15 protein-coding genes are annotated in these 14604 nt (G+C 67.3%); 8 read left to right on the forward strand and 7 right to left on the reverse strand.

Going from position 1 to position 14604, the window contains the following annotated elements:
- Positions 1-16 precede the first annotated feature (16 nt).
- The 5 genes from LDO14_RS02120 to LDO14_RS02140 all read right to left on the reverse strand — a co-directional run bounded on the left by LDO14_RS02120 (position 17) and on the right by LDO14_RS02140 (position 5053).
- Positions 17-1273, reverse strand: a complete 1257-nt coding sequence (locus LDO14_RS02120; protein WP_223993541.1) for an acyl-CoA dehydrogenase family protein — start codon at positions 1271-1273, stop codon at positions 17-19.
- Between the two features lie 118 nt (positions 1274-1391).
- The gene (locus LDO14_RS02125) at positions 1392-2102 is read right to left on the reverse strand and encodes a TetR/AcrR family transcriptional regulator (RefSeq protein ID WP_223993542.1); all 711 of its coding nucleotides are present in this window, start codon (positions 2100-2102) and stop codon (positions 1392-1394) included.
- A gap of 80 nt (positions 2103-2182) precedes the next feature.
- Positions 2183-3205, reverse strand: a complete 1023-nt coding sequence (locus LDO14_RS02130; protein ID WP_134166056.1) for an SDR family oxidoreductase — start codon at positions 3203-3205, stop codon at positions 2183-2185.
- Complete coding sequence (locus LDO14_RS02135) at positions 3199-4170, reverse strand: aldo/keto reductase (protein WP_056391073.1); 972 nt, start codon at positions 4168-4170, stop codon at positions 3199-3201. Before LDO14_RS02135 ends, LDO14_RS02130 begins: the two co-directional genes overlap by 7 nt.
- Positions 4171-4219: 49 nt before the next feature.
- A complete protein-coding gene (locus LDO14_RS02140; protein ID WP_018769635.1) occupies positions 4220-5053 on the reverse strand; it encodes an aldo/keto reductase in 834 nt (277 codons plus the stop codon).
- Between the two features lie 212 nt (positions 5054-5265).
- On the opposite strand from LDO14_RS02140, the gene LDO14_RS02145 reads away from it, so the two are divergent.
- On the forward strand, positions 5266-6165 hold the full coding sequence (locus LDO14_RS02145) for a helix-turn-helix transcriptional regulator (RefSeq protein ID WP_026265828.1): 900 nt from the start codon (positions 5266-5268) through the stop codon (positions 6163-6165).
- 140 nt (positions 6166-6305) lie between these two features.
- Complete coding sequence (locus tag LDO14_RS02150; protein WP_018769637.1) at positions 6306-6512, forward strand: hypothetical protein; 207 nt, start codon at positions 6306-6308, stop codon at positions 6510-6512.
- Between the two features lie 82 nt (positions 6513-6594).
- Here the strand turns inward: LDO14_RS02150 and LDO14_RS02155 are convergent, their stop codons facing one another.
- Together LDO14_RS02155 and LDO14_RS02160 are read right to left on the reverse strand one after the other, a co-directional pair.
- Entirely contained in the window at positions 6595-6807 is a 213-nt protein-coding gene (locus tag LDO14_RS02155; RefSeq protein ID WP_018769638.1) for a dodecin, read from the reverse strand.
- A gap of 97 nt (positions 6808-6904) precedes the next feature.
- Positions 6905-7609 carry a FadR/GntR family transcriptional regulator gene (locus LDO14_RS02160; RefSeq protein WP_018769639.1) on the reverse strand — a complete coding sequence of 235 codons (705 nt, stop codon included), beginning with the start codon at positions 7607-7609 and terminating at the stop codon, positions 6905-6907.
- 174 nt (positions 7610-7783) lie between these two features.
- Between LDO14_RS02160 and LDO14_RS02165 the strand changes: the two genes are divergently transcribed.
- From LDO14_RS02165 to LDO14_RS02190, 6 genes are all read left to right on the forward strand, one after another.
- Positions 7784-9262 (forward strand): four-carbon acid sugar kinase family protein, encoded by a 1479-nt coding sequence (locus LDO14_RS02165; protein WP_018769640.1) that lies wholly within the window; start codon positions 7784-7786, stop codon positions 9260-9262.
- A gap of 51 nt (positions 9263-9313) precedes the next feature.
- Positions 9314-10213 carry an NAD(P)-dependent oxidoreductase gene (locus tag LDO14_RS02170; protein WP_018769641.1) on the forward strand — a complete coding sequence of 300 codons (900 nt, stop codon included), beginning with the start codon at positions 9314-9316 and terminating at the stop codon, positions 10211-10213.
- Between the two features lie 163 nt (positions 10214-10376).
- Positions 10377-11843 carry a GntP family transporter gene (locus LDO14_RS02175; RefSeq protein WP_134166059.1) on the forward strand — a complete coding sequence of 489 codons (1467 nt, stop codon included), beginning with the start codon at positions 10377-10379 and terminating at the stop codon, positions 11841-11843.
- Positions 11843-12706 (forward strand): class II fructose-bisphosphate aldolase, encoded by an 864-nt coding sequence (locus tag LDO14_RS02180; RefSeq protein WP_018769643.1) that lies wholly within the window; start codon positions 11843-11845, stop codon positions 12704-12706. The genes LDO14_RS02175 and LDO14_RS02180 overlap by 1 nt, the downstream gene beginning before the upstream one ends.
- A gap of 59 nt (positions 12707-12765) precedes the next feature.
- Positions 12766-13170 (forward strand): DUF1304 domain-containing protein, encoded by a 405-nt coding sequence (locus LDO14_RS02185; RefSeq protein ID WP_018769644.1) that lies wholly within the window; start codon positions 12766-12768, stop codon positions 13168-13170.
- A gap of 89 nt (positions 13171-13259) precedes the next feature.
- Positions 13260-14600, forward strand: a complete 1341-nt coding sequence (locus tag LDO14_RS02190) for an acyltransferase (RefSeq protein WP_018769645.1) — start codon at positions 13260-13262, stop codon at positions 14598-14600.
- Positions 14601-14604: the final 4 nt, after the last annotated feature.

A 14604-nucleotide genomic window follows, 5' to 3' on the forward strand; every position in this document is an offset into this window, starting at 1 on the left:
GGATGCGGGGCGGAGATCAGGCGAAGGCGGACATGCCGGTGATGCCCCGGCCGATGATCAGGGCCTGCACAGTCTCGGTGCCTTCGTAGGTGTGGATGGCTTCGATGTCGGCCAGGTGCCGGGCCACGCGGTTTTCCAGCAGGATGCCGTTGCCGCCCAGCAGGTCGCGCGCATTGGACGCTATGCCCCGGGCGGTCCGGGTGCAGGTGTACTTGGCCAGCGACGCCTGCTCCGGGGTGAGTAATCCGGCGTCGTCCAGCCGTGTCATCTGCACCACCATCAGTTGCATGGTGGCCAGTTCGCTGAGCATCCGGGCCAGCCGTTCCTGCACGATCTGGGAGGCGGCCAGCGGCCGCCCGAACTGCTTGCGCTGCCTGGCGTACTGCACGGCAGTCTCGTAGCAGGCGGTGGCGTGCCCGACGGCGGACCAGGCCACGCCCAGGCGGGTGGCCAGGAGGACGCGGGCTGTGTCCTTGAAGGTCCGGGCGCCCGGCAGGACGTTCCCTTCCGGGACAAAGACGTTTTCCAGCCTGATATGGGCCTGCCAAATGGCGCGCAGGGCCAGCTTGCCCTCGATTTTGGTGGCGGTGTAGCCGGGGGAGTCCTGCGGGACCAGGTAGCCATGGACCTGGCCGTCGTCGCCGCGGGCCCACACAACGGTGACGCCACCTACGGAGCCGTTGCCGATCCACTTCTTTTCGCCGTTGAGCAGGAAACCACCGTCGGTACGGGTCGCCGTGCTTTCCAGGGCCACCGAGTCGGAGCCGTGGGTGGGCTCCGTCAGGGCAAAAGCGGCGTACTCGCTGCCCCTGGCGATCGGCGGGAGCCAGCGCTCCCGCTGCGCGGCTGATCCGCATTCCGCCACGGACCGCAGGGCCAGGCCGCCCTGGACAGCGATCATGGTTGCCACGGAGCCGTCACCGCGGCTGATCTCCATGTTTACCAGCCCGGCGGCCATGCTGCTCATCGGCGCGAAACCATCAACCGCCACGCCGTCCCGCAGCAGGTCCAGTTCGCCAAGGCGCCGGAGCAGGTGCAGCGGGTACTCGCCGCGTTCCCAGTAGCCGTCGATGACGGGGAGGACCTCATCCTGGACGAAGCGGCGGGCCCGGTCCCAGTACGCGCGGTCCTCATCGCCGATGCGGGTGAAAACGGATGCGGGGTCAGTCCCGAGGGCCTCGGTCAGAAAGTAGTCCGGCTCCACGGTGCCTGCAGGAAAGCCTGCGGGGCTTTCGGTGCGGCCGGACACGTCGGTCCGCGACGTCGTCGTCATTAATCTGCATCCTTTAAATCAGTGGCGGGAAGCATGTGGCTTGCACCACACCGACTAAGGATGCCTTGAAACTCAGTTCCACGTCAAGAAACTGGGTACCACGGAGGGATGCAGCGGACTAGGGAAGGGCGTCGAGGACGGCCTGGGCGATCGCCTCCCTGCCGGCCTGGCCCGGGAGAACGGTGACGACGACGGTCGGCGCGGGTTGGGCGGTGGCGGCGGCACCAAGGAGTGCAGGCCGGAACGTATCTGAGAGGGCACGAAGTTCGGCCGCGAGGGCTGCAGCCCTTTTCCGGTCCCCATCGTCGGTTTCCCCGGCGCCGGGCGAGGCGCGCAACCACTGCCGCAGGAAGGCGTTGTGCACGGCCACCACGGCTGCGGCGAAGGCCACGGCCTTGTATCCGCTCCGCTGGTCGTCGGGCAGCCTGTCGTTCAAGTATTTCAGGAATGCCCGCTCGTACCGGTGCGACGTGACCAGCTCGCGGTCCCTGAGGGCCGGAACCGCCTGCAGCAGTCGATACCGGGCCCGGGACGTATCGCGGTTCCGCATATGGTGTTCGAAGACCAGCAGTGCCGCGTCCGCGACGGCGGCCAGGGGCTCGAGCCTGGATTCCGCGAGCCGGTCATTCACCTGGCGCAGGATCCGTTCGTGGTCGGCGAAGACCACGTCCTCCTTTGACCCGAAGCGTCGGAAGAACGTGCTCCGGCTCATGCCCGAGGCCTCGGCAAGCTCCTCAACGGACGTTGCATCGAAACCCTGCGAGGCCAGGAGCGCGATGGCGGCGGCGACAGGCTTATCGACGGGCTGTTCGGAAGGGGGCAACGTCATGCGCCGAAATTAGCACAGCCGGCAGGCATCGCTGGCCCGCCGCTGGATGCGGCGGCCCCAGCGATACCGGCGACGCAGGCTCAGGCGCCCTGGCGGGACCAGCCGGTGAGCTTGTCCGAAAGCTGCATATAGGCTTCGTCCACCTGCTGCAGCTCCGGGTGGCTGTCGTACCAGTCCACAATTTCCCGGGCCCCGTCCGCGAACGGGATGGTTGCGGTGTAGTCCGGGACCAGGGACTTGATCTTGGTGTTGTCAAAGACCACCGAATGGGACCGGTCGCCCAGGAGGTTGGAACCGAGTTCCTGGTCATGGGCGGCGATGGTCTCGGACGCCACGTGCACCAGTTCCGGCTCCCGGATCCCAGCTGCCCGGGCGAACAGCCGGTAGATCTGGTTCCAGGGCAGGTACTCGTCAGAGGTGATGGTGTAGCTCTCGCCCACCGCCTGCGGCCTTCCGAGCAGCCCGACGAACGCCTTGGCGAAGTCCTTGCTGTGCGTCAGCGTCCACAGCGAGGTGCCGTCGCCGTGGACCATGACGGGGAGGCCGCTGCGCATCCGGTGGATGTCCGTCCAGCCGCCCACCATGGCGATCTTGGTGCGGTCGTAGGTATGCGACGGCCGGATGACTGTCAGGGGGAAGTCCTGCTCCCGGTAGGCCCGGAAAAGCAGTTCCTCGCACGCGATCTTGTCCCGGGAGTACTGCCAGAAGGGGTTCTTCAACGGCGTCGACTCCAGGATAGGCAGCCTGGTGGGCGGCTTCTGGTACGCGGAGGCGGAACTGATGAAGACGAACTGGCCAGTCCGCTCCCGGAACAGGTCCATGCTTGTTTGCGCCTGGTCCGGGGTGTAGGAGATGAAGTCCGCGACGGCGTCGAACTCCCTGCCTCCCAGGACCTCCCGGACCGACGCCGCATCCCGGACGTCCGCGTGCAGCACTTCGGTCCCGTCCGGGACCGGCCGGGTGGACCGGCCCCGGTTCAGGATGGTCAGCCGGTGGCCGAGCTCGACGGCCCGTTCCGCCGCCGCGGTGCTGATGACGCCGGTGCCGCCGATGAAGAGGATGCTCCGCGGCGCCACCGTATCGGCAACAGGCGGGGTTACCACGCGTAGTCTTCCGGCGCCGTGCGGTGTCCCGGGAAGATGTCGTCCAGCCGCTTGAGCGCGTCGTCATCGAGGGAGACGTCCAGGGCGCGGATGGCGGCGTCCAGCTGTTCCTGGGTGCGCGGGCCGACGATCGGGGCGGTCACGGCAGGCTGGTGCAGGAGCCACGCCAGGGCAACGTCGCCGGGCTCATGGCCCAGTTCATCGGCGAAGTCCTCGTACTGGCGGATCTGGTCCTGGTGCTTCTTCAGGGTTTCGGCCGCCCGTCCTTCGGTCCGCCGCACGCCCTGGCGTTCCTTCTTCAGCACACCGCCCAGCAGCCCGCCCTGCAGGGGCGACCAGGGGATCAAGCCAAGGCCATATTGCTGTGCCGCCGGGATGACTTCAAGTTCCACCTGGCGCATGAACAGGTTGTAGATGGACTGCTCGCTGACCAGGCCGGTGTAGTTCCGGCGGCGGGCTGCTTCCTGGGCCTGGGCGATGTGCCAGCCGGCAAAATTGCTGCTGCCCGAGTAGAGGATCTTCCCCTGCTGGACGGCAACTTCGATGGCCTGCCAGATCTCGTCCCATGGCGTGTCACGGTCAATGTGGTGGAACTGGTACACGTCGATGTAGTCGGTCTGCAACCGCTTGAGGCTCGCATCCAGGGCCCTGCGGATGTTCAGTGCCGAGAGCTTGGATTCATTGGGCCGGTCCGTCATGGTGCCGTAGAGCTTGGTGGCCAAGACGGTGTGCTCGCGGCGCTCGCCGCCCTTGGCGAACCAGCGCCCAATAATTTCCTCGGTCCAGCCGCGGTGGTCTGCCCCGCCGTAGACGTTGGCGGTGTCAAAGAAGTTGATGCCGGACCCGTGCGCGGAGTCCATGATGCTGTGGGCGTCCGCTTCCTCCGTCTGAGGCCCGAAGTTCATGGTGCCCAGGCAGAGGCGGGAAACTTTCAGGCCGGAGCGGCCAAGGTGCGTGTACTGCATGGAAAATCCTTTCGGTGGCGGAGCGTTCCGGCGGCTGGGTTGCCGGACGCTACATCTGGGTGAAGGCGGCGACGGCGGGATCGGACCCGATGCGGGCACCGGACTCCAGTGCCGTGATGGCGGCCAGTTCGTCCTGGGAAAGCTGCAGGGACGAGGCTGCGAAGTTTTCCCGGATCCTGTCCGGGTTCGCCGACTTGGGAATGACGATGTTTCCGCCGGCAAGGTGCCAGGCGAGCACAACCTGGGCTGCCGTGGCGTTGTGGGCATTGGCGATTGCCGTGACGGCGTTTCCGTTCAGGTCCCCGCCCTGCCCCAGCGGACTGTAGGCCTCCACCGCGATGCCCAGGCCCCGGCACTTGGCTGCGAGGTCCGCCTGCTGGTAGCTGGGGTGCAGTTCGATCTGGTTGACGGCCGGAACGGTTTCAGCCGACTCCAGCAGTGTGTCGAGGTGGTCGGAGAGGAAGTTGGAGACGCCGATGGCGCGGATTTCCTTGTTCTCGTACAACCGCTCCATCTCCTTCCAGGCCTGGACGAAGAGCCCCTGTGAGGGGACCGGCCAGTGGATGAGGTAGAGGTCGATGAAGTCCAGGCCCAGTGCCTTGCGGCTGTTCTGGAACGCTTCCTGCGCCCGGCCCTGCTCGCCGTTGCGGAGTTTGGTGGTGACGAAGATGTCCTCACGTGCTATCCCGGTGGCGGCAAGTGCCGCCCCCACCCCTGCCTCGTTGCGGTAGGCCGCGGCGGTGTCAATGTGGCGGTAGCCCGCTTCCAGCGCGTCCTCCACGGTCCGCTGGGTGTCCTCCGGAGGGACCTGGAAGACGCCGAAGCCAAGCTGCGGGATGGTGACGCCATTATTCAGGGTCAGGTTCGGGGTCAGCTCTGACATGGTGTGCTCCTTGGAAAGTCTGGTGCTGGGATTTAGGGCCGGGTGGTGCGGGGGTATGACGCCGTCCAGAAAGCGGTTTCCACCGGCTCACTCCCGAGCCTATGCACTTTTCGCCATCAAGTCAGCAGGCAAGGCTGTTCCTGTTTTTCCTAGGACTGCCAGTCCTACCTTCGTTGTAGAGGAGGGCAGTCATCGCAGGCAGAATGGTCTGCATGGGTCAAAGCGCGGAGTTCGGAAAGTTCCTCAAAGCCATGCGGTCCCGGTTGAGCCCGGACGTTGCCGGAACGGGTCCCAGCACCGGGGCCCGAAGGGTTCCGGGGCTGCGGCGGGAGGAGGTGGCGCGGCTTGCCGGCGTCAGCACCGACTATTACGTGCGGCTGGAGCAGGGGCGGAACATCCACCCCTCGCGGACGGTCCTGGATGCAGTGGGCAGGGCGCTGCGCCTGGACAGCAGCGAACACGCGCACATGCTGGACCTGCTGGAGAACTGCGCCGGCGCTCCCCGCGAACCCGGCGCGAACACTGCGCAGGGTGTCCGCCCGGCGCTGCGCCAGCTCCTCGACGCCGTGGGGGAGGTGCCCGCTATGGTGCTGGGCCGGCGCAGCGATGTCCTTGCAGGCAACCGGATGGCCTTCCTGTTGTTCACGGACTTCCCGGCACTGCCGCCCGCGGAGCGGAACCTCACCCGCTGGACCATCCTGGACCCCGCAGCCCGGGAACTGTTCAGGGACTGGAAGACGGTCGCGGCGGAGGCCACGGGATCCCTTCGGCTGGACGTGGGACGGCACCCCAACGACCCCCAGGCCAGCCACCTGGTGGGCGAGCTCGCGGTCCACAGTGAACACTTCCGCCAGTGGTGGGCCGGGCACCGGGTGGCCACCCGCTCGGCCGGCACCGTCCGGCTGCACCATCCCGCGGTAGGGGACCTGGAGCTGAACTTCGAAAACCTTGTCCTGCCGGAGGATCCTGACCAGACGCTGCGGGTGTACTCCGCGCGGCCGGGATCGCCGTCGTCGGACGCCCTTGCCCTGCTGGGCAGCCTTGGCGCGGGGACGGACGTCCGCCCGGGCCGCGACCCCGCGGCGGTGGGCGAAAGCGGAGAAGCGGGCTGAAAGCCGCCGTGCTCCTGTACATTCGTCCAGCGAAGGGCGGTGATTCTGGCCAGCCGCCCATTGGCCGTTGACCAGGCGTTTCCTAGGGTGGGAGTACACGTTTTCCCTGCCCAGTCTTCACACCCAGGATGGTCTCAACGATGAAACGCATCGCCCTGCTGAAGGAGCGCCAGGCGTCCGCCGGCGCCGCTTCCACCGCCACCGGTTCGCACTGCCCGGTTTCGGGTCTTTGGAGCCCGGACCTCGATCCGCACACGGTCCTGTCCTTCTTTGAGGGCCACGTTTTCCCCGCGTTCGACGGCGTCCCAACAGTCTGGCGGCGGCGCAGCCAGGGCACAGCGAACTAGGGCGCCTTAAAGCAGAACTGACCCGCAGTCACCGTCGTTAAAACCAGGTTTTGCGACGATGGCTGCGGGTCAGTTGCTTAAGTCAGTGCTCTTCCAGGCGGAAGCCAATCTTGATGGTGACCTGCCAGTCTGCGATCTTCCCGTCCTCCAGGTGGCCGCGGACCTCCTTGACCTCAAACCAGTCAAGGTTCCGCAGGGTCTGGGATGCCTTGGCAATACCGTTGCGGACGGCGTCATCCACGCCCTGGGTGGAGGTGCCGACAATTTCAGAAATGCTGTACGTGTGGTTGGACAACTTCGCTCCTCGTGATCATCGTTGCTCCCGGTTGCGGGCCGTCCCTGAAGCCTAGTGGGACTGCGGGAGCGTTGAACAGACCCTGTCCGCGCGCCGGCTACTTGGCTTCCAGCACCAGTTGCTTCAGGTCGTCGAGGGTTTGCTGCATGTGGGCGTCCATGGCCTGGCGTGACCGGGCTGCATCGCGGGACTCCAGGGCCTCGGCAATGTTCTGGTGATGGCCGATGGCGTGCTCCTGGATTGCCGGAACGGCAGAGGTCTCAGTCCGGCGCTTTTCCAGCACGCGGTGCAGCGGCTCGAACAGGACCGATACGAAGACGTTCCCGGATGCGTGCAGGATGACGTCATGGAAGGCCAGGTCTGCCTCCACGAAGGCCGCGACGTCGTTGATGCTGTGGGCGGCCTTCATTGCCGCGATGTAGTTGAAGAGGGCCTTGATGTCCTCCTCGGCGATCCGTCCGGCCGCAAGCTCGCAGGCTCCCGTTTCGAGCATCCGGCGGAGTTCGATGAGCTGGATGGAGGCGTCTGCATCATTTTTGCCCTCGGACGCGGCCCGGAGCACGGCTTCCAGCGAAGCCCAGCGGCTCAACGGGTTGACGAATGTTCCCCGGCCCCGCTCCACGCTCAGGATGCGTTGGGCCTGCAGCGTCTTCATGGCTTCGCGGACGGTCATTCGGCTGACCTCGTGGCGGGCACTCAGTTCGTGCTCGCCGGGAACGGTGGAACCGGGTGGAAACTCGCCTTCGATGATGCGGTCCAGCAGTTCGTCCGCCACCACGCCTACCAGTGACTTCCGTGCCATGTTGCCCCCCGATCCCTGTGCCCGGCCGACGCCTGGCGGATATGTCAGACAAGTGTACTTGCGCGTCCGTATGCCGTGTGCCACACTAACATTCAAATGCAAGATGTCAGACATCTTACAGTTACCCTTACATCAGGATCCGTCCGCCCGGATCGCTACACAACGGAGTGCACTGTGACGCTTGAAGCAGACGTTCTGGCCGCCTACCCGGCTGACATGGAGATCCCCGCCGGGCTGGTTGCCGGCGCGCTGGCCGCTTCCAACGCGGAGGTTCCCCGTGTCCTGGTAGTGCTCGACGACGACCCCACCGGCACGCAGTCCGTGGCGGACCTGCCCGTTCTCACCCGCTGGGACGTGGAGGACTTCACCTGGGCCTTCGGCCAGGACAAGCCCGCCGTCTACGTCCTCACGAACACCCGCAGCCTCGACCCGGCAGAGGCCGCGGCCCGCAACGGCGAAGTGGTCCGGAACGCCCTGGCAGCAGCAGGTTCCGGCCTGCGCCTAGGCTTCGTCAGCCGCAGCGACTCCACCCTCCGGGGCCACTACCCGCTGGAACCGGACGTCATCGCAGCCACTGTTGCCGCAGTGAGCGGGGAAAAGACCGACGGCGTTGTCCTGGTTCCCGCATTCCCCGACGCCGGCCGGCTCACCATCGGCGGCGTCCACTACATGCGCGGCACCGGTGACGCCAAGGGCACCCTGGTCCCCGTCTCCGAGACCGAGTTCGCCAGGGACGCCTCCTTCGGCTTCAGCACATCCGTCATGGCCGACTACGTGGCGGAAAAGTCGCAGGGCAGGTTCCCCGCAGACTCCGTGATCGTCCTGGACCTGAACATCATCCGTGCAGGCGCCGCCGCGCAGGACCCGGCCATCTCCGCCAAGGCCATTGCCGATGCCATCGAGCCGGCCACCGACTCCACGCCCATCGTGGCCGACATCGTCACCGAGAACGACTTCCGGGCACTGGCCCTGGGCCTTGAAGAAGCGGAACGCCGCGGCAAGAACCTCCTCTACCGCGTCGGCCCCCCATTCGTCCGCGGCCGCATCGGCCAGGAAATCCGCACCGCGCTCACGGCCGAAGAGGCCTATGCCGGCAACACCCCGTCAGAGGCGGGCGGCCTGATCGTGGTGGGCTCGCATGTTGGCCTCACCACCCGGCAGCTGAACGTCCTCACGGCCCAGCACAGCTCCGCGCGCATCATCGAGATCGACGTCGAAAAGCTCCTCGGCGCCGAACCGGACGCCAAGGCGCACCTGGACCAGACGGTGGACGCCGTCGTCGACGCCCTCCGCGCCGGTGACGTCATCGTCCACACCAGCCGCCTGCTCATCAAGACGGACGACCCCGCCGAGAGCCTGCGGATCGCCCGGACCGTCTCCGCCGCCGTCGTGGACGTGGTCAACCGGACCCTGAAGACCTTCCCTCCGCGGTTCGTCATCGCCAAGGGCGGCATCACCTCCTCCGACGTCGCGGCCCACGGCCTGGAAATCCGCCACGCCATTGTCCGCGGCCCCATGCTGCCCGGCATCGTCAGCCTCTGGGAACCGGTGGACGGACCTGCCAAGGGCATCCCGTACATCGTGTTCGCCGGCAACGTTGGCGACGACGACTCCCTGGCCCAGGTCACCCGCAAACTCAGCAACACCTTCTGATCCCCACCCGGCACGAACCCTGATTCCCGCAAGAATTCAATGGAGAACACCATGACCAGCAATTACACCGTCACCGTCCTGGGCCTTGGCGCCATGGGCCTGCCCATGGCCACCCGCCTGGCATCCCAGCTGACCGTCCACGGCTTCGACATCGCCGAGCCCCGCCTCAAGTTGGCGGAAGAAGCCGGCATCGCCACCTTCACCACGGCACGCGAAGCCGCCAAGGGCGCCAACGCAGTCCTCCTGGCCGTCCGCAACGGCGAACAGCTCAACGACGTCCTCTTCGGCGAGAACGGCGTGGCCTCCGTTCTCGAGCCGGGCGCCGTCGTGATCCTCGGCAGCACCGTGGGCACGGACGCCATTCCCGCCACCGTGGCCAAGCTGGCCGAATACGGCGTGGACCTGGTGGACGCCCCGCTGTCCGGCGGACCCAAACGCGCCGGCGAAGGTGACCTGTTGATCGTCGTGGGCGCTTCCCCCGAAGCCCGCGAGAAGGCCGCCCCGGCCCTGGACCTGCTGGCCTCCACGCTCACGGTGGTGGGCGACAACCCCGGCGACGGCCAGGCCCTGAAGACCGTCAACCAGCTCCTGTGCGGCGTGCACATCGCCGCTGCGGCCGAGGCCCTGGCCCTGGCCGACGCGCTGGGACTGGACCAGGCCAAGACCCTCGCCGCCCTGGAAGCCGGTGCCGCAGGTTCCTTCATGCTCTCCAACCGCGGCCCCCGCATCCTTGAGGCCTACGACGAGGACGGCGCCGAGGTCCTGTCCCGCCTGGACATCTTCGTCAAGGACATGGGCATCGTGGGCAAGGCCACCCGTGCCGCCGGCCTGGCAGCCCCCGTTGCCGCCGCCGCCGAGCAGCTCTACCTCCTGGGCCAGGCCCAGGGACTCGCCGCCGCCGATGACTCCGCCGTCATCAAGGTCGTTGCGCCCACCAAGCGCACCAAGTAGGCCTACCCGGCAGTAGGCCCTCAAACGGTGCGACGACGGCGGTCCCCCCTCCGCCGTCGTCGTACCTCCCAGCGCTGCCGGCTTTGTTCCGCAGCGTTCCATCCCCGCCGTAAGACCTGATGCCCGTCTGCCCCGGACGGCACGTCAAAGGAGACATTTTCCCGTGAACCACCTCATGACCCCGCTGATACAGCGGGCGGCCGACGCCCCGGCCATCAAGCCCGCCGTTGAGCTGGGCACCCCGGTACTGCTCACCATCGCGGCGGTGGGCATTGCCATCCTGCTGGTGATGATCATCCGCTTCAAGATCCAGGCCTTCGTGGCCCTGCTTACCGTCAGCATCCTGGTTGCCGTGGCTGCCACCATCCCGCTGCAGGACATCTTCACGGTGGTGTCCGGCGGCGTGGGCAGCACCATGGGCAAGGTGGCCATCCTGATTGCGCTTGGCGCCGTGCTGGGCCGGATGATCGAGGTGTCCGGCGGCGTCCAGTCCCTTGCGGACCACTTCACCCGCAAGCTGGGCGCCAGGCGGGTGGCCGTAGCGCTCACCGCCGTCGGCTTCCTGGTGGCCATCCCCGTCTTCTTCGAAGTCGGCATCATCGTGCTGGTGCCCATCGTGTACGCGTTCGCGAAGATCGCCAAGGTCCACCCGGTCAAGTTCGGCCTGCCCATGGCCGGCATCATGCTCGCTATCCATGTGGCAGTCCCGCCGCACCCCGGGATTGTGGCCGGTGCGGGCGTGCTCGGTGCCGACATCGGACTCATCGCCCTGATCTCCCTGCTGATCTGCATCCCGCTGGGGTTCCTGTCCTACTGGGTTGCCGCCATCATGAACCGCAAGGATTACGAATTGCTGCCCGCCGTCAAGGCCCAGGTGGAGGAGTTCGGCTCCGACTCGCTGGTCAAGGTGGGCCACGACGGCCCCGGTGCCGCCGCCATCGCACCTCCCCGGCCGGCCCTGATCATCTTCCTGATTGCCGCGCCCATCGTGCAGATCCTCCTGGGTACCGCCGGCACCCTCATCCTCCCCAAGTCCCACCCCCTGTATGGCCTGGCGGCCTTCGTTGGCAACCCCTTCCTGGCGCTGCTGGTGGCAGTAGCGCTGTCTTTCTTCCTGCTGGCCGTCCGCCGCGGCTGGTCCTTCAAGGAAACCGGCGAAATCTTCGAAGGCTCCCTGCCTCCCATCGCCTCCATCCTGATGGTGGTGGCCGCCGGCGGCGTGTTCGGCAACGTGCTGCAGGTTTCAGGTATCGGTTCGGCGCTCTCCAAGACCCTGGACACCCTGGGCGTACCCCTGCTGCTCCTTGGCTTCATCATTTCGCTGGCGCTGCGTGCGGCCCAGGGTTCAGCCACGGTGGCCATCGTGACCACCACCGGCCTGCTGTCCGCAGCGGTCAGCGGCGGCGGCTACAGCCCGGCGCAGATCGCCGTGATCGTGATCGCCATCGGCTTCGGCGCCCTGGGCCTGTCCCACGTGACGGACGCCGGCTTCTGGGTTGTGGTCCGCTACTACGGGCTCACCGTTTCCGACGGCCTGAAGACCTGGACCGTGCTGACCACCATCCTGGGCCTGGCCGGCTTCGCGCTGACCTTTGTGGCCTGGATCCTGGTGGGAGGACTGGGCGCCTGATGCAGACCCGACTGGACCACCTGGTCACCTCCGCCCTGCAGCAGGGTTCCGCGGTACCCGCTTTCACCTGCTACGACTTCACCACCGCGCTGGCCGTGGTGGGCGCCGCAGAGGAATCCGGCCGGGGCGTAATCCTGCTGGTGGCACCCAAAACCGCCGCCACCGCAAACGGACTCCGGCTCATCGCGGCGCTGCGCGGCCTGGCCGACGCTGCCGCGGTGCCTGTCGCGGTGCAGCTCGACCACGCCTCCGACCTCAAGGTCATGGCCGACGCCGTCGCGGCAGGGGCGGATTCCGTCCTCGCCGACGGTTCATCACTTCCGTATGAGGAGAACATCTCACTTGTCCGGGCGGCCCGGGCCCTGCTGGGCGCCGACGTGGTGCTGGAAGCGGAACTGGGCGGCCTTGCAGGCGACGAGGACCGTGCCTTCTCGGCCGAGCAGCCGGCCGGCCAGTCCGGCGTGGACGTGGCAGGACTGACGGACTCGGCGCAGGTGGAGGACTTCGTAGCCCGCACCGGTGCGGAACTGCTGGCAGTGGCCGTTGGAAATGTCCACGGCAAGTACAAGGGTGAGCCGCGGCTGCGCTGGGACGTGCTGCAGGACATCGCGGCGCGGGTCCACATTCCGCTGGTCCTGCACGGCGCCTCCGGCATCCCCTCCGCGGAGCTCGTCAAGGCTGCGGCCATGAACGTGGGCAAGGTCAACTTCAACACCGAGCTCCGGACCGGGGTGCTGGCCACCCTCCAGGACCAGCTTCCCGCCCACCGCGCGGACGGGGAGAACCTGCAGGGCCTGCTGGCCACCTGGAACCGGTCGGCCAAGGGCTTTGCCGCCACCACGCTGGCCACGCTGGCACGCTGACGTCGCAGCAGGCGCCGCCGCTGGATTGGCGGACCCCACAGGGAGGCTAGGATCAAGCAATGGTCCTGGCCTCCCTTCTTTTTGCCTTCCTTGCCGGCACGCTGCACGTCTTCATCTTCACCATGGAGTCGCTTACCTGGACACGTCCTGCCACCTGGAAGCGCTTCGGCCTGGCCTCCCAGTCCGATGCCGAGACCACCAGGCCCATGGCCTACAACCAGGGCTTCTACAACCTGTTCCTGGCCATCGGGGCATTCATCGGCATAGGACTCGTGGCGCTTGGCGGCCCGGGATCGGCGCAGGACGTGGCAGGGTGGACGCTCATCTTCAGCTGCTGCGGCTCCATGCTGCTGGCGGCCGCCGTCCTGGCCTTGACCGGGCGAAAGTACCTCCGCGCCGCCCTGACGCAGGGCACCACACCGTTGGTCGCCGTCGTGCTGGGACTCCTGGCAACGCTGCAGTAAGGATCCACAACCGGCTTAAGTCCTTAAATCCGCGCGGCCACCGGGGGCACAATGGTGGCATGGGCAGCGTCAAGTCCTTATAGGCCCCCATGGGAAGCGCCGGGACGCGGGGGACAGTAACCGGAACGGACACGGCAGACCGTGATCCGGCCATCGACCTTGTCCGCCTGGTCTGCCTGGTCCTGGTGGTGGTGGGGCACTCCATGATGGTCAGCCCGGTCCTGCACCCTGATGGGACCGTGACCACCGAGAACACCCTGGCCGAGCAGGACTGGTTCGAGCCCGTCATCTGGATCTTCATGGTGATGCCCCTGTTCTTCGTCACCGGCGGCATCACGGGCCTGCAATCCTGGCGCCGGCTCAAGGCAGGCGGCGGGACGGCGGCCCAGTTCATCCGTGCGCGCCTCCTGCGGCTGGTCCGCCCGGCCACGGCGCTGCTGGCAACCATGGTGGCGGGCCTGTCCGCGGCAGCCGCGCTGGGCGTGGACCGGCAGGTGGTCCAACTCGTGGCCACCGGGGCGGGCATGCCGTTGTGGTTCCTGGCAGCCTACCTCGCGGCGCAGTTGAACATTCCAGTCCTGGCGGCGCTCCACCACCGCGCGCCCTGGCTGACCCTTGCGCTGCTGGCCGGCCTGGTGGTTGCCGTGGACTGCTTCAGGGGGGCGTTGCCGGACCTTGCCAATGTCAACCTGGTGTTCGTGTGGTGCGCCGTACAGCAGCTGGGTTTCCTGGCCGCCGATGGCTACCTGGCCCCGCTCTCCCGCTCCGGACTTGTGGGCGTCGCGGTGGCGGCACATCTGCTGCTGGGACTCGTTACGGGGCTGGGCCTGTACCGCGGCAACATGCTGGTCAACCTCAACCCGCCCAACCTGACCCTGGTGATTCTGGGCGTTTCCCAGCTGGCGGTGATGGAACTGGCGCGGCCCGTCCTGGCACCCCTCGCCGGGATCCGCTGGATCGCCCGGCTCCTGCAGCTGGCGGGTGCCAGGTCGCTGACGGTCTACCTGTGGCACCTGCCCCTGTTGGGCGCCATGTCCGGGTTGCTGCTCCTGACGCCGGTCCCCAAACCGTCGTCCGGTACCGCTGGATGGTGGTGGTCGCGCCCCCTGGTGGTCCTTGCGCTGGTCCTCCTGCTCCTGCCGGCGACCGCAGCCTTTGGCCGCCTGGAGGAACGGACGACGGCGCCCCAGGCCTTCCGCTGCAGGCCCGCCGCCGCCGGGGCCGCCGTCGTGGTGGTCTTTATTCCCGTGGCGGACGCCGCCCTCAACGGCCTCTCACTGGGCCTGCTGGCAGCGGGTACCGTCTGTTTCGCCGTGGCGATCCTCCTGCTGGGCGGTTTGCCGCTGCGGCGGCGGAGAGCCGTCCCCGGGGGCCGGAAGCGGGGTCCGGGGAAGAGGGGCCCACGGGGCATTGCCAGCGGCGTGAAGTAGTGCC

The organism is Arthrobacter sp. NicSoilB11, from assembly GCF_019977375.1.
Classification (GTDB): domain Bacteria; phylum Actinomycetota; class Actinomycetes; order Actinomycetales; family Micrococcaceae; genus Arthrobacter.

Bases quoted from the DNA above. Each gene is read 5' to 3' on its own strand.
- LDO14_RS02135 (WP_056391073.1), bottom strand. From the start codon at position 4,170: ATGCAGTACACGCACCTTGGCCGCTCCGGCCTGAAAGTTTCCCGCCTC.
- LDO14_RS02185 (WP_018769644.1), top strand. From the start codon at position 12,766: ATGGTCCTGGCCTCCCTTCTTTTTGCCTTCCTTGCCGGCACGCTGCAC.
- LDO14_RS02145 (WP_026265828.1), top strand. From the start codon at position 5,266: ATGGGTCAAAGCGCGGAGTTCGGAAAGTTCCTCAAAGCCATGCGGTCC.
- LDO14_RS02125 (WP_223993542.1), bottom strand. From the start codon at position 2,102: ATGACGTTGCCCCCTTCCGAACAGCCCGTCGATAAGCCTGTCGCCGCC.
- LDO14_RS02180 (WP_018769643.1), top strand. From the start codon at position 11,843: ATGCAGACCCGACTGGACCACCTGGTCACCTCCGCCCTGCAGCAGGGT.
- LDO14_RS02190 (WP_018769645.1), top strand. From the start codon at position 13,260: ATGGGAAGCGCCGGGACGCGGGGGACAGTAACCGGAACGGACACGGCA.
- LDO14_RS02140 (WP_018769635.1), bottom strand. From the start codon at position 5,053: ATGTCAGAGCTGACCCCGAACCTGACCCTGAATAATGGCGTCACCATC.
- LDO14_RS02160 (WP_018769639.1), bottom strand. From the start codon at position 7,609: ATGGCACGGAAGTCACTGGTAGGCGTGGTGGCGGACGAACTGCTGGAC.
- LDO14_RS02120 (WP_223993541.1), bottom strand. From the start codon at position 1,273: ATGACGACGACGTCGCGGACCGACGTGTCCGGCCGCACCGAAAGCCCC.
- LDO14_RS02170 (WP_018769641.1), top strand. From the start codon at position 9,314: ATGACCAGCAATTACACCGTCACCGTCCTGGGCCTTGGCGCCATGGGC.
- LDO14_RS02150 (WP_018769637.1), top strand. From the start codon at position 6,306: ATGAAACGCATCGCCCTGCTGAAGGAGCGCCAGGCGTCCGCCGGCGCC.